We start from the raw sequence: 13,415 nt of genomic DNA, 5'->3' as shown, positions 1-13,415 counted from the left end.
TCTTAGGAATATCCAAAAAGAAGGTCCAGAATGCCTGCCTCTATCTGTATTTCCCAGTTCTGGTAGCTGTCATCCTTGTTTGTGACAGTGATGTAACCTTCCCGCTCAAGGTAGAGTATCAGTTTGGCTAGGTTGGCAAGGCCACATAACTTTCCGCTGGACAGAGAGGTTATCTTGATCCTTGGTTGTGGTACCTCAGCCTCCTTGTAAATGTTTAAAAGCTCGTTTTTGAGCTGGTACAGGAGGGAGTCAAAATCACACATTGAGGACCTCCTTCACCACTTGTGAATCCTTGAAGGGATACCTAACGCCCTTTATCTCTTGGTAGCTTTCGTGTCCCTTACCTGCTATAACCAACACGTCTCCCTCTCTGCACTCCTTTATGGCAAGCTCTATGGCCATCCTCCTGTCTGGCTCTACTACCACCTTTGTTCTGTCCTCTATACCTGAAAGGATGTCTTCTATTATGTCCATGGGTTCCTCATACCTCGGGTTGTCGGAGGTTAAGAATATCTTATCGGCAAGCTCTTCAGCTACCTTGCCCATGAGGGGTCTTTTACTCCTGTCCCTGTTTCCACCAGCTCCGAAGAGGACCATGAGCCTACCCTTAGCTATAGCCCTGGCCGTAAGCAGAACATTCCTCAAAGCATCTGGCGTGTGAGCGTAATCTACCACCACTAGAAAACCCTTACCCTTGTAAGTCTCAAACCTTCCAGGAACGTACACGTTATTTACACCTTTTTTTATGTCCTCGTAGGAAAGGCCCACGAGGAAACCTACGAGGATACCCAACGAGAGGTTGTAAGCTTGGAAGTTACCCACGAGGTTTGAATAAAACTCGTACCTTCTCCCTTCCCACTCTACTACTAGCCTTGAACCATCGAGCCCTGTATAGAAATCTACTATCCTAAGATCTGCCTTCTTACCGTAGGTGATGAAAGGCCCCTTTCCTTCTTTCAGGATCCTTTGACCATAAGGATCATCCGCGTTTACTATGGCATACCTGTACGGGTATTCGGTGAAAAGTCTTAGCTTTGCTCTAAAGTACTCTTCCATGGTCCCATGGTAGTCAAGATGGTCCTGGGACAGGTTGGTAAATCCTACTATCTCAAAGGTGGTTCCCCACACTCTGTACTGGTCAAGGGCATGAGAAGAAACCTCACAGGATACGGCCTTGGCTCCATCTAAAAGCATCTCGCTTAGAGTTTTATGCCATAGGACAGGATCTGGTGTGGTCCTTCCTTCCTCAAGGTAGACCTTATTACCCAGTCTGTAGTAGAGGGTACCTATAAGACCCGTCTTTATGCCACCTGCGTTCAGTATATGCTCTATAAGGTGTGTACTCGTACTCTTCCCGTTGGTCCCCGTTATACCTATAACCTTTAACTTTTTGGAAGGCTGGCCATAGAAGAGGTCAGAGAGCTCCCCCAGCACCTTGCGTGTGTTTTCTACCTTTATTATCCTGTTAGATTCTAACCCTAGGTCTCTCTCTACAAAGACCCATTTTGCTCCCCTCTGGAGGGCTTCTTGGACAAAGTCATGGCCATCCTTGCTAGTACCCTTTATGGCAACAAATACGTAACCTTCCTGTACTTCCTTTGAATTGGCGGTTATTCCCTTTACACCCTCCAGGAACTTTTGCAGGTTCATTTCTCCGTTATGGTCTCTTCTACCTTTATACCAAAGTGTCTTCCTGCTTCTTCCACGTAACCCAAAACTTCATCCCCTTCCTTTAGCTCAACCACGGACACAGGGCTACCGTCTGGCCTCGTTAGTCTTATGGTCTCTGCGTTCTGCAAGATGGCGCTGACTTTTCTGCCCTCGTACCTCCCTTCCACCAGTAGCATAGGCCTCCTTTCTACCTTGGCCCTACCTACGTAAACTATCCTACCGTTTCCCTTATAGTCGTAAACCATAACCGTGTCACCTGCGCTTAGCTCACAAAGGTACTTGGTCTTACCCGATGGAACTCTTATGTACATGTGTACAGCACCCGCGTTTACCCTGAAGGGCCTTGATGCTACGTAAGGGTTTTCTTCTGTTTCGGCGTGTACCAAAAACATGCCAGCGGATGAATTCCCCACCAACATACCCTCACCACGCGAAAGTATTGATGTAGTGTCCACGCACACCCTGTCCCCGAGCCCTAAGGGTAATATCCTTGTTATCTTTACTACAACCAAGGGCAGCTTCTCCTCTTCCTCTTCTAAAGCTTTCCCAACCCTCTTTATCGTGTTTATATCTTTAGTCTTTAAGACGATACCTTTGACTCCCTTTTCCAATATCTTTATGGCCGTCTTGGCTTCTTCCTCATTCTTCACCACAGCGTAGAGCTCTTCCCGTTGGGCTATTAAGTTCTCCAGCGGTATTATGGTCCAATCGGTAGTTTCCACTATTACTTTTACATTTTGTGGGTACTTGGCAGCTCTCTCTTCGTCCTCCTTTCCTTTTATGAGGACGTAAACCACATCCTGACCAAGCTTTAGATCTCCACCCTCTGGAGAAACCACCTTAACAAGACCTAGCTTTTTGACCTCTTGAACCTTTGCTGGATCCTCTACTATAAGGGTTGTGGCTCCAGATTCCAAAGCGGTGGTGATGAGCTTCTTGTCAAACTCCTCTATCCAGTACCAGAACTCCTTCATAGGTTGAATATTTTAACAGTCCATGTTAAAGGTCTGTTCTACTGTAGAAAATACTTTTCAAAAATTCTATGAGGATAAGATAAGTAAGAGTCACTAACAGAATAAAAAAGTACAGCACCATGGGTAAGGTGTAAACTTCGAGCATGCTTGACAGCGGTGTGAAGGGGATGAGCAGACCAGCGATTACTGTCAAGATGAGTGTAAGCGTTAAGAGCTTTGATGGCCTGCTTTCATAGAATCTCATCTTCGTTCTGAGTATGGCTATAGCGAAAACTTGTGTGGTTAAACTTTCTAAAAACCATGCAGATCTAAAAGTGTGAGTGTCTACTTTGAACACGTAAAGCAAGGAAAGAAACATTATGTAGTCAAACAGGGAGCTTGCTGGACCAAAGACGTACATAAACTTCTTTATAAAGTTTATATTCCACCTCTTTGGCTGCATTATCCACCCACGGTCTACGTTATCCATAGGAACGCTCAAAAGTGCTATCACAGACAGAAGACCAAGCATGAGGACCTGTTTTGGTAGCATGGGTATGAAGGGTACTATGAGGGAAGCACCAGCCATGGAGAAAACGTTACCAAAGTTAGAACTAGTCTGTACGAAAAGGTACTTCATAGTGTTTATAAAGCTCCTTCTTCCTTCAAGCACAGCCGTCCTTATGGTTATTAGGTCCTCCCTCATTAGTAAAACATCTGCGGTATCTTTTGCTATGTCTACGGCGTTTTCCACGCTTATGGCTATGTCTGCTACGCGCATGGCCGCCACGTCGTTTATGCCATCACCCACATAACCTACTACATGGCCAGCCTTCTTTGTGGCCATTATTACTTCTTCCTTTTGAAGTGGAGTAAGCTCAGCAAAAATGGCCGTAGTCTTTACCTTTCTTATCAAAGCCTCCTCTGATAGTCTTTCTATGTCTTTTCCAGTAAGGATGTCACCCTTTAAAGAAAGGGCTTCCTTTATATGCATGGCCACATGTCTGTTGTCTCCTGTTATTATCTTCAACTCCACACCTACATCCCTCAAACTGTTTATGAGCCTTTTAGCATCGGGCTTTAGAGGATCCTGTAAAAGCAGAAAACCCGTAAAGACCATATCGCTCTCATCCTCGTAAGAAACATCTTCTTTAGACACATACTTATAGGCTATTGCTATCACCTTATAACCTTCTCTGCTGTACTTTTCATACAGCCTTTCTATGCTTTTTTTATGCTTTTCTACATCCACAGAGTTGTCTTCTCCTACCTCTACATGGGAGCATACTTCAAGTACATGATCAAAAGCGCCTTTGGTCACCAGTATGTTCCCCTCTTTGGACTTTAACAGCACAGAAAGCCTCTTCCTGTTAAAGTCGTAAGGAAGTTCATCCAGCTTTTGGTAGTCCTCAATCCTGATGGATTCTGGTCTTGCCTCTTTTATAGCCTCGTCCACAGGATTCCTATAACCCGTCTGAAAGTAAGAGTTAAGATAAGCCAGTTCAAGGACCTTTTTGTATTCCTTTCCATCTACACCTACCCAACCTTGGACCTTCATCTGACCTATGGTGAGCGTGCCCGTCTTGTCACTGCAAAGTACATCCATGCTTCCAAGGTTCTGTATAGCTGTAAGTCTTTTTACCAAAACTCCACGCTTTGCAAGCCTTGATGCACCATAAGAAAGACCAACACTTATAACGGCTGGTAGAAGTGTAGGAGTTATGCCTATACCTAAAGAAAGGGCAAAGAGCAAGGAGTCCAAAATTCCTTTATGCATGAGCGCGTTTACCATGAACACAAAGAGGACCAAGAGGGTAGCCACCTGGAGGAGCATAAAGCCAAAGCTCTTTAGACCTAGTTCAAATGATGTTTCCTCTTTACCGAGCTTTAGCCTCTGCACGAGCTTTCCGTATTCGGTATCCTTACCCGTAGCAAAAACCTGGGCTACTCCAAAACCGCTCATAACATGCGTACCCATGTAAAGCACATCTCCATCCCTCTTCTCTACAGGGAAGGATTCCCCGCTTATCAAAGATTCGTTCACAAACAAGTTTTTTGCCTCTATGAGCTTACAATCCCCGGGTATCATATCACCGGCTGTAAGGATAACCAGATCTCCTGGAACCACTTCCTTAAGCGGGATTTGCACTTCTCTACCGTCTCTGATAACGTTGGTACGTACCTCGGTGACTTCTAAAAGCTTTTCTACGGTTATGTTAGCCTTGAGCTCTTGCCAGAACTCAATGAGACTGCTTACAAGTATTATGAGCATTATGATCGCGGCATCTGTGCTGTCTCCCAAGAAGAAAGACAGACTAGCCACTATCAAAAGTAGTATTAAATAGGGATCTTTGAATTGGTTTAGTATGAGCTTTAGATACTTATACCTTTCTTTTTCCTTTACTGTGTTGTATCCGTGTACCTTTAGTCTTTCCTTTGCTTCACGGCTAGAAAGCCCTTGGTACCCTGAGGTCATCCAAACCTTCCGGTTACGTAATCTTCCGTAAGCTTTTGAGAGGGTTTTGTGAATATTTTTTCAGTAAGGTCAAACTCTATGAGCTTGCCCATGTACATAAAGGCTGTGTAATCGGAAATCCTCGCCGCCTGTTGCATGTTATGCGTGACTATTACTATGGTTATCCTGCTTTTGAGTTTTATCAAAAGCTCTTCTATGCTAGCCGTAGATATGGGGTCAAGGGCTGATGTAGGTTCATCACACAAAAGAACCTCTGGCTCTACAGCTATAGCCCTAGCTATGCACAACCTCTGCTGCTGACCACCAGACAGGGAAAAGGCACTCTGCTTTAGTCTGTCTTTGACCTCATCCCAAAGGGCAGCATCCTTTAGAGCTTGCTCTACTCTGTCCTTTAGCTCCGTTCCCTTTATACCCTTAAGCCTTAGTCCAAAGGCCACGTTGTCAAATATAGACATGGGAAAGGGTGTGGGTTTTTGGAACACCATACCCACCCTGCTTCTTAGCTCTATAAGGTCCACATCCTTCCCGAGTATGTTCTTACCGTCCAGAAGGATTTCACCTTCATACCTTATGTTGGGGTAAAGGTCGTGCATCCTGTTAAAGCACCTAAGGAGCGTCGTCTTTCCACATCCGGAAGGTCCTATTATGGCGGTTATCTTTTTCTCGTAGATGGGCATGTTTATGTTCTCCAGTGCTCTGTTCTTACCGTAGTAGAAATTAAGGTCCTTTACCTGGATCTTTACGTTCATCCTTTACCTCCTTTTAAATATGGAGTCCACTATGCCCGAGAAGATCCTAGAGAAGTCCGTGCGTAGCGTAAGCCTCGCGAGTATGGAGAAGAGTAAAACACCCATTGTTAGTATAAAGCCTGCTGCCCAAGCCTGTTTGTGCCAGTAGTCGTATGGCCCCATCACATAGTTGAATATGTTAACAGTAAGAGAAGCCATAGGCTTGAGTAGGTTGAAACTAAGGTCTGTGTTGTTGAAAGCGGTAAACAGCAAGGGTGCAGTCTCGCCAGATATACGAGCTACCCCCAGAAGGACAGCAGTTATTATGCCCTTCTTGGCTGCCTTCAGAGTTACATGCCATATCATCTGCCACTTGTAGGCACCAAGAGCATAAGCGGCTTCTCTCATCTGTTGAGGTATGAGCCTTAACATCTCATTGGTAGCGACTGCTATGACAGGTACCATGAGCAGAGCCAATGAGACGCTGCCAGCAAGGGCGTTAAAGTGGTGTAAAGGTTTCACTAAGAAGGCATACACAACAGCTCCCATCACTATAGATGGTGTACTTACCATTAGCTCTGTTACGTTTCTGAGTATTTCGACGAGCTTATCTTCCCTGTACTCGGCAAAGTATATACCGGCCATTATACCTATAGGGATGCCTATAAGGGTTGCTATGGAGGTTATGATGAAGTGGCCCACAAAGGCAGGTCTTAACCCACCACCCTCTACACCAGGCGGAGTAGGGTCTTCCAGTATCAGAGAAGGAGTTAGGTAACTTACACCTTCCATAAAAACAGACCCAAGGATCCAAAAGAGCCAAAATAGACCGTAAGCTGCCATAAGTGTGAACAAAAACAGCATGAAAGCGTTCTTGAGCTTTCTTCTTTTCATCCTTCTACCTTATCTCTTACCTATCCTCATATAGAGGACTTTAGAAAGTATCAAGGTGGAAAAGGATATAGCGAACAGAACGAGCGCAAGGTAGTATAGGGAAGAAAGATAGAGGTCTGTGTCTGCTTCTGTAAACTGGTTGGCAAGGGTTACAGTAACGGTTGTAAAACTGTCAAAGAGAGATTTAGGTATCTGAGGTACGTTACCGGCCAAGAAGGTGACCGCCATAGTCTCACCCAAAGCCCTACCAGTAGATAGTATAACACCACCCACTATACCCGATGTTGTGTACGGAATAACTACATGCCTTATGGTTTCCCACTTGGTGGCGCCCAAACCATAAGCAGATTCTTTCATTACGTCTGGCACTAACATAAAAGCTTCCCTTACGACAGATGTGGTAAAGGGCATGATCATTATGGATAGAACGAGGCTCGTGGTGAGTACGTCCAAACCTGTGGGATACCCCGAGAAAAGCTGTCCTATGATGGGTATATTTCCAAAAATCCTCTGAAGGAAAGGTTCTACCTTTTGACTCATGAGAGGTGCGAGTACAAAGAAACCCCACATACCGTAAATAATGGAAGGAATGGCCGCAAGGAGCTCTGTAAGGGTTGACAGGATTCCTGCAAGCTTTCTAGGAGCTAACTCCGTTAAAAATATGGCTATGCCTATGGCTACAGGTGTGGCAAGAAATATGGCTATTAAGGTGCTTATTAGGGTGCCCACTATCATGGTAGCACCGCCAAACTCTTCGGCCACAGGATCCCACTTGGTGTTTGTTAAGAAATTCAAAAAGCCAAACTTCTCTATGGCCAATCTAGATTCATGCAGAAGTACCAAGGACATTGCTATAGGAAAAAGAAGGCCCACAAAGAGGGCCCAGAATTTAAGCTTGTAGCCGAATACAGCGTTCAACAGTTTGTTCATGTTTAGAACACCCCATTCTCCTTCCAGTAATCTTCTATAAGCTTCTTAACTTTTTGAGGCATGGGTATGTAGTTCAAACTTTCTGCCATCCTATCTCCATGATCGTAGATCCATTTGAAGAATTGTACCGCCTTCTTTGACCTCTCGGGTTGGTCCTTAGCCAAGAGTATAAAGGTAGCACCAGCTATGGGGTAGGAATCCTTACCAGGTTGGTCTGTAAGGATTTCGTAAAAATGCTGTTCCTTCTTCCAAGAGGCGTTTGCTGCTGCAGCTTGGAAGGTCTTTATGGAAGGTTCTACAAACATACCAGCCCTGTTTTTTACCCTAGCCATGGGTAAGTTATTCTGCTTTGCGTATATGTACTCTACATACCCTATAGCACCGGTAGTTCTTCTTGTATAGTTAGCAACACCCTCGCTACCTTTAGCTCCTATACCTGCAGGCCAGTTCACAGATGTTCCATAACCTACCTTTCCCTTCCACTCGGGGCACACCTTGGAGAGCCAGTTTGTGAATATCCAAGTAGTTCCAGATCCATCGGACCTATGTACTACCACTATAGGGACGTTGGGAAGTTTTACGTTGGGGTTAAGCTTCTGTATGGATGGATCGTTCCAGCTTTTTATCTCGCCCAGATACATGTGGCATACTGTCTGTCCATCCAGGTTTATGGGCACTCTCACCCCGGGTATGTTGTACGTCAGCACAACTCCACCTATTACTATGGGGAACTGTAAGAGATTATGCTTTTTTAGCTCTTCGGGCTCAAGGGGTGCATCCGATGCTCCAAAGTCCACGGTCCTGTTTATGATCTGTCTAATACCACCACCAGAACCTATGGACTGGTAGTTTACTTTGTTGCCTGTGGCCTTTCCGTATTCATAAGCCCACCTTGATAGTATGGGATATACAAAAGTTGAACCTGCACCGGTTATCTCTACAGCCATAGCCACAGAACCCACTAGCGTCAGGAGAGCTATCGCCTTCTTCATCTGGTTACCTCCTTGTAAAAGTATTGCTATGATAATGCTACTTGGTTTTTGTTAAGGTTACGTTAAGGTCCGAAGCGTCCACATATGGTTTAGGGGTCCATGGCCCTTCCCTAGGTTTAAGGAGTTCTCCACAGCTCCCTGTAGGTAGTCCCTTGCCTTTAAAACAGCCTCCTTTAAGGGTAGCCCCTTTGCTAGGAAAGCGCATATGGCTGCCGAGAGAGTACAGCCAGTTCCATGGGTATTCTTGGTGTTTATGCGTGGCCTTTCTATCATGGTAAACTCCTTCCCGTCGTAGAGTACATCCACCACTACAGAGCCTTCTATGTGCCCACCTTTGAGAAGAACATTCCTGGCACCTAAAGAATGTATACTTATGCAGGCTTCTTTCATGTCTTCCACGTTCTTTATCTCAAAGCCGCAAAGCTCCTGGGCCTCTGGTATGTTGGGTGTTATGATGTAGGCCAGCGGGACTATTTCCTCTATAAGGGTATGCCTGTCGTGGAGCCTTAAAAGTGGGTCTCCTGATTTGGCCCTCATGACTGGGTCTACTACGAGCTTCTCTATTTTGAAATCTCTCACTGCCCTGGCCACCGCCTTTACTGTATGAGCGTTGGAGAGCATGCCTGTCTTTGCCGAGTCAACACCTATGTCTTCACATACTACCCTTATCTGCTCGTAGACTACCTCCGGAGGGAGGTCTACCACGCGGTACACTCCTACAGTATTCTGCACTGTTATGGAGGTTATGGCCGTCATACCATACACACCCAGCACGGTAAAGGTTTTAAGGTCTGCCTGTATACCCGCACCACCAGAACTGTCAGAACCCGCTATGGTTAACGCTCTTGGCACCATCAGAAGAAAAATCCTAACACAAAGTGAATCTTAGACCTGGATGTGTCTCCTGGTACCTTCTTTGTTTTGAAAGCCAGATCAAGCTTTATAGGGGCAAAGGGTGTTATGAACCTTATGCCTGCACCAAAGCCACTTCTAAAGTTCTGAAGTTTGAAGTCCTTGAGGTTGTTCGCTCCCAAACCAGTGTCATAGAAGATGGCACCGTAGAGTACGTTTTTGTAAAGAGGATAGTTTAGTTCTGCTGAAAGGATCAGCTCTTTGGTAGAACCCACAGGGTCGTTCGTATTAGGGTCAAGGGGTCCAGCGTAACCATACTTGTATCCTCTTATGGTAAAGTCACCACCTACGAAGAATCTTTCATCCAAAGGAACCGTCTTATTGCTTCCGTAAGGCTCAACGAAGCCCACGGTACCCCTAAGGGCAAGTATTAGACCTGTATCAAAGATGCTATCCTTTATGAACTGTTGGTGGGAGAGGACCACCTTGTTGAACCTTTCGTTACCACCTAGTACCGGCACGGCCACCGAGTAATCTAAGGTAGTTAGGGCTCCCTTGGTAGGCATAAGGTAATTATCCCTTGTATCTCTCTGGATACCGAAGAGAAGCTTCCTGGACTGTCTTGTACCAGCCTCCTGTTGTATCACAGGCGAGGCGTTTGGGGATATGTTGGAGTATCTTACCCTCTGAACGCTAGTACCCACATAAGCTTTCCAGTACTCGGCAAACTCCCTTGAGAATATAAAGTCCAAGCCAGTCCTTTCTACCGTGTATGTGGTGTAGTCTATGCGCCTGTCATAAAGAGAGCCGGTGAGATCTATGGGTTTGTTTAGGAACCACTTTTTGGTGTAAGAGAGGGAATTGTCCTTGTAGTAAGAACCATAAGATACGGATATGCCTGCTATATCTCCCGTTCCTAAGAAGTTACCCTTACGCACGGATACAAAGCCGGAGAGCTTAGTCACTTGGTTGTAGCCCAGACCTATAGAGAACTGTCCCGTAAATCTTTCTATGAGTCTTACATCGAAATCCCACTTGTTCCTCTCCTTCGGTACAGGTTCTATGCTTACATCCTGGTAGTAACCGAGGTTAAATATACGGGTTTTGGACCTCTCTATCTCCCCTTGGTTTGCCAGCTCTCCTTCCTGAAATCTCAGCTCCCTTCTTACCACATAGTCTCTAGTCTCGTAGTTGCCCTTTATGTGTATCTGATCTACGTAGACGGGTTCTCCCTCGTTTACCTTAAGGGTCACCTCAACCACCTTTTCCCTTGGATCCACCTTTTCATCCTTAGAAACCTCTACGTTAAGGAATCCTATGGAAGAGTACAGATCTTTGGCATTTTGGATTATTTTGTCTATGACTTCACTCCTGTAGAAGTTGCCCTTATTCTTTTTAAGGATGTTTTGAACTATCTCCGAGTAAGAGAAGTAGTTATTGCCTTCAACCTTTAGACTCTTGAGCTTGTACCTTGGTCCTTCCTCTATCTTTATGGTTATGTTACGCTTGGGTCCTTCAGCCTTTACACTGTAGGAAACCTTGGCTTCTAGGAAACCCTCGGACCTGTAAAAGTCCTCTATCTTCTTTATATCCTCCTTCAGAACTTCCTCACTGTAGGGTGGCTTGAACCTAAAGGCAATAAGGCTTGGGGGTTTTGTCTCCATAAGATCAAGCAGTCTACCGCTTCTAAAGGCTTTGTTTCCTATGAAGGTTATGGAGGAGACGTACTCGGGTTCACCTTCCTTGATGTAGTAGACCACCTTGGATGCTCCCTTCTTGGGAACTATCTCGTAGCTTACCTCCACGTTGGGATAACCCTCTTTAAAGTAAGCCTGCTGAATCCTTCTCTTTATAAGCTCAAGCTCTTCTAGGCTTAACACCCTTCCAAGCTTTAGCTTCCTCTGGACCTCTAGCTTCTCCTCAAGAGCAGGAGAGGAGGTAAATCCTTTTGTGAGCTCTTCTACGTCTATCTTTCCCACTTCTGTCTCTATGCCTATCTTTTTCTCCAGATCCTCAGACTTTATCTTTTTGTTTCCAACGAACTCTATCTTGTAGATGACGGGAAGGTCCTTTACCTTGTAGATGAGTTCTACTCTTCCATTTTTTTCCTCTTTATAGACCTCAAGGCTCTCGAAGAAGCCAGTTCTCCAAAGCCTTTCTATGTCCTCACGTACAAGGTCGGGTGAGTATTCAGAACCCACCCTGGACTTTAAAAGCCCCGTTATTACGTCCTCGGGCACGTACCTGTTGCCCTCTATGGTTATCCTGTCTATCACCTGGGAGAAGGAAAAGGTAAACAGAAGAAGACTAAGCAATAACCACATCTCTCTCTCCCTCTTCTATGTAGCCGCATACAAAGGCATCTCCTAGCAGAGACAACACAGTATCCACAACAGTAGGACACAGTACAAACATAAAACCTACACCCATGTTGAACACTCTGAACATCTCCCTTTCCTCTACCTTTCCAAGATCTTTTATCCACTCAAACTCAGGCTTTTTTGGAAGCCTCTTTTTCTCTACAACTGCCCTTTTGTTTTCAGGTAGGACCCTTATCAGGTTCCCACCTATACCACCACCGGTGATGTGAGCCATTGCCTTGGGTATCACACCAGCCTCCAGAAGTGTCTTTACCTCCTTCCAGTATATCCTGGTAGGTATGAGGAGGATCTCCCAAACCTTAGCGTTTAGATCCTCAACGAAGTCTGTGTATGATACTCCCTTGTTCTCTAAAATCTTCCTTATAAGGCTGTAGCCGTTGCTGTGAAAACCGGAGGAGGGTAGTCCTACTATAATGTCCCCAGCCTTTATATCCTTGCCTGTTATGAGTCTTTCTTTTTCACATACACCAACGCAGAAGCCAGCAAGGTCGTAAACTCCATCTGGATAAAAGTCTGGCATTTCTGCAGTCTCTCCACCAACCAGAGGAGTCTCGGCCCTCTTGCATCCCTCCACTATGCCATCTATTACCTGTTTTAGAATATCAAGCTCTATCCTGCCAGTAGCTATGTAGTCCATAAAGCCTATGGGTTTTGCTCCCGAGGTTATAAGGTCGTTGACGTTCATAGCTACGAGATCTATACCCACTGTGTTGTGAACACCTACGCTCTGGGCAACCTTGAGCTTTGTCCCAACACCGTCGCATGACATCATGATGACGGGTTCCTTATATCCCTGCAGTTCCACACCACTGGAAAAGCTTCCAAAAAGAAGAGTAGAAAAATCCTTTGCCTTTTTCTTTATGTACTCTACAAACTCATCAGCTCTCTGCAAACTGACACCAGCTTTTTCGTAGGTCCATCCTTCAGCCATTTAGCACAAACTCCTCCAACACGCTGTAAATGGGTCCTACACTAGTCAAGGAACTTTTTATCACAGCTATGCTGTTTATAGTATCCTCGCAGAAAGAGGTCCTTTCGTACCTCCTCAAGAGGTCCTTAAGACCCTTCCTGTTAAACTCCTTTATCCTACATACGGTTACGTGTGGATAAAAAGGCTTGCCGTCTCTCCTGATGCCAGCTGAAAGGTTTGCCCTCTCAACAGCCTTGGCCAAAGCTTTAAGTTTGTCATGACCCTGATCTACACCTATCCACAGAACCCTAGCCCTGTCCAAGTCTGGGAAGACACCCAGGGACCTGTACCTGACCTCTATGGGAGGAAATCTCCTTGAGACGTCCTGCACAGCCTTTATTATACTCATAACTTTTTTCTCATCCACCTCGCCAATAAACTGTAAGGTAATATGTAGGTTTTGGGGCTCTACCCATTTACCCTTGATTATATCCTCAGCCTCTTCCTGCAGCTTCTCAATGTGCTCTTGAAGCTTGTTTGTTACGAAGGTACCTACAAACAGTCTAACCATGTACCTTTAGCATTATAGCATTAAGGACACGGTTGTTAAATTTATGATAAAATTAAA

The 13,415-nt window shown here is 45.3% G+C and carries 12 protein-coding genes; all 12 read right to left on the bottom strand.

Annotated features, from left to right (window positions below; genetic code table 11):
- Nucleotides 1–2 precede the first annotated feature (2 nt).
- From B5444_RS03935 to thpR, 12 genes are read right to left on the bottom strand one after another with little or no spacing between them, the layout of a single operon-like run.
- Nucleotides 3–263, bottom strand: a complete 261-nt coding sequence (locus B5444_RS03935; protein WP_079653937.1) for a hypothetical protein — start codon at nt 261–263, stop codon at nt 3–5.
- Nucleotides 256–1,650 (bottom strand): UDP-N-acetylmuramoyl-L-alanyl-D-glutamate--2,6-diaminopimelate ligase, encoded by a 1,395-nt coding sequence (locus B5444_RS03930; protein WP_079653936.1) that lies wholly within the window; start codon nt 1,648–1,650, stop codon nt 256–258. The genes B5444_RS03935 and B5444_RS03930 overlap by 8 nt, the downstream gene beginning before the upstream one ends.
- Nucleotides 1,647–2,645, bottom strand: coding sequence for a 3-dehydroquinate synthase II (locus tag B5444_RS03925; RefSeq protein WP_079653935.1), 999 nt, complete (start codon nt 2,643–2,645; stop codon nt 1,647–1,649). Before B5444_RS03925 ends, B5444_RS03930 begins: the two co-directional genes overlap by 4 nt.
- A gap of 25 nt (nt 2,646–2,670) precedes the next feature.
- On the bottom strand, nt 2,671–5,100 hold the full coding sequence (gene mgtA, locus B5444_RS03920; protein WP_079653934.1) for a magnesium-translocating P-type ATPase: 2,430 nt from the start codon (nt 5,098–5,100) through the stop codon (nt 2,671–2,673).
- On the bottom strand, nt 5,097–5,849 hold the full coding sequence (pstB, locus tag B5444_RS03915) for a phosphate ABC transporter ATP-binding protein PstB (protein WP_079653933.1): 753 nt from the start codon (nt 5,847–5,849) through the stop codon (nt 5,097–5,099). The genes mgtA and pstB overlap by 4 nt, the downstream gene beginning before the upstream one ends.
- Before the next feature lie 3 nt (nt 5,850–5,852).
- The gene (gene pstA, locus B5444_RS03910; protein WP_079653932.1) at nt 5,853–6,722 is read right to left on the bottom strand and encodes a phosphate ABC transporter permease PstA; all 870 of its coding nucleotides are present in this window, start codon (nt 6,720–6,722) and stop codon (nt 5,853–5,855) included.
- A 9-nt stretch (nt 6,723–6,731) separates the two neighbouring features.
- The gene (pstC, locus tag B5444_RS03905) at nt 6,732–7,652 is read right to left on the bottom strand and encodes a phosphate ABC transporter permease subunit PstC (protein WP_079653931.1); all 921 of its coding nucleotides are present in this window, start codon (nt 7,650–7,652) and stop codon (nt 6,732–6,734) included.
- 2 nt (nt 7,653–7,654) lie between these two features.
- Nucleotides 7,655–8,644, bottom strand: a complete 990-nt coding sequence (pstS, locus tag B5444_RS03900) for a phosphate ABC transporter substrate-binding protein PstS (protein WP_079653930.1) — start codon at nt 8,642–8,644, stop codon at nt 7,655–7,657.
- A gap of 57 nt (nt 8,645–8,701) precedes the next feature.
- Nucleotides 8,702–9,499 carry a bifunctional hydroxymethylpyrimidine kinase/phosphomethylpyrimidine kinase gene (gene thiD / locus B5444_RS03895; RefSeq protein WP_079653929.1) on the bottom strand — a complete coding sequence of 266 codons (798 nt, stop codon included), beginning with the start codon at nt 9,497–9,499 and terminating at the stop codon, nt 8,702–8,704.
- Entirely contained in the window at nt 9,499–11,820 is a 2,322-nt protein-coding gene (bamA, locus tag B5444_RS03890; protein ID WP_079653928.1) for an outer membrane protein assembly factor BamA, read from the bottom strand. The genes thiD and bamA overlap by 1 nt, the downstream gene beginning before the upstream one ends.
- On the bottom strand, nt 11,804–12,808 hold the full coding sequence (purM, locus tag B5444_RS03885) for a phosphoribosylformylglycinamidine cyclo-ligase (protein WP_079653927.1): 1,005 nt from the start codon (nt 12,806–12,808) through the stop codon (nt 11,804–11,806). The genes bamA and purM overlap by 17 nt, the downstream gene beginning before the upstream one ends.
- Nucleotides 12,801–13,358 (bottom strand): RNA 2',3'-cyclic phosphodiesterase, encoded by a 558-nt coding sequence (thpR, locus tag B5444_RS03880; protein WP_079653926.1) that lies wholly within the window; start codon nt 13,356–13,358, stop codon nt 12,801–12,803. Before thpR ends, purM begins: the two co-directional genes overlap by 8 nt.
- Between the last annotated feature and the right edge of the window lie 57 nt (nt 13,359–13,415).

Origin of the sequence: Thermocrinis minervae (assembly GCF_900142435.1) — a bacterium.
GTDB lineage: Bacteria > Aquificota > Aquificia > Aquificales > Aquificaceae > Thermocrinis_A > Thermocrinis_A minervae.
The sequence above is the reverse complement of the archived record's forward strand: the minus strand, read 5'-3'. Positions and strand labels throughout refer to the sequence as shown.

Coding starts and splice junctions, on each gene's coding strand:
- B5444_RS03925 (WP_079653935.1), bottom strand. CDS start 2,645: ATGAAGGAGTTCTGGTACTGGATAGAGGAGTTTGACAAGAAGCTCATC.
- purM (WP_079653927.1), bottom strand. CDS start 12,808: ATGGCTGAAGGATGGACCTACGAAAAAGCTGGTGTCAGTTTGCAGAGA.
- thiD (WP_079653929.1), bottom strand. CDS start 9,499: ATGGTGCCAAGAGCGTTAACCATAGCGGGTTCTGACAGTTCTGGTGGT.
- bamA (WP_079653928.1), bottom strand. CDS start 11,820: ATGTGGTTATTGCTTAGTCTTCTTCTGTTTACCTTTTCCTTCTCCCAG.
- mgtA (WP_079653934.1), bottom strand. CDS start 5,100: ATGACCTCAGGGTACCAAGGGCTTTCTAGCCGTGAAGCAAAGGAAAGA.
- thpR (WP_079653926.1), bottom strand. CDS start 13,358: ATGGTTAGACTGTTTGTAGGTACCTTCGTAACAAACAAGCTTCAAGAG.
- B5444_RS03935 (WP_079653937.1), bottom strand. CDS start 263: ATGTGTGATTTTGACTCCCTCCTGTACCAGCTCAAAAACGAGCTTTTA.
- pstC (WP_079653931.1), bottom strand. CDS start 7,652: ATGAACAAACTGTTGAACGCTGTATTCGGCTACAAGCTTAAATTCTGG.
- pstB (WP_079653933.1), bottom strand. CDS start 5,849: ATGAACGTAAAGATCCAGGTAAAGGACCTTAATTTCTACTACGGTAAG.
- pstS (WP_079653930.1), bottom strand. CDS start 8,644: ATGAAGAAGGCGATAGCTCTCCTGACGCTAGTGGGTTCTGTGGCTATG.
- B5444_RS03930 (WP_079653936.1), bottom strand. CDS start 1,650: ATGAACCTGCAAAAGTTCCTGGAGGGTGTAAAGGGAATAACCGCCAAT.
- pstA (WP_079653932.1), bottom strand. CDS start 6,722: ATGAAAAGAAGAAAGCTCAAGAACGCTTTCATGCTGTTTTTGTTCACA.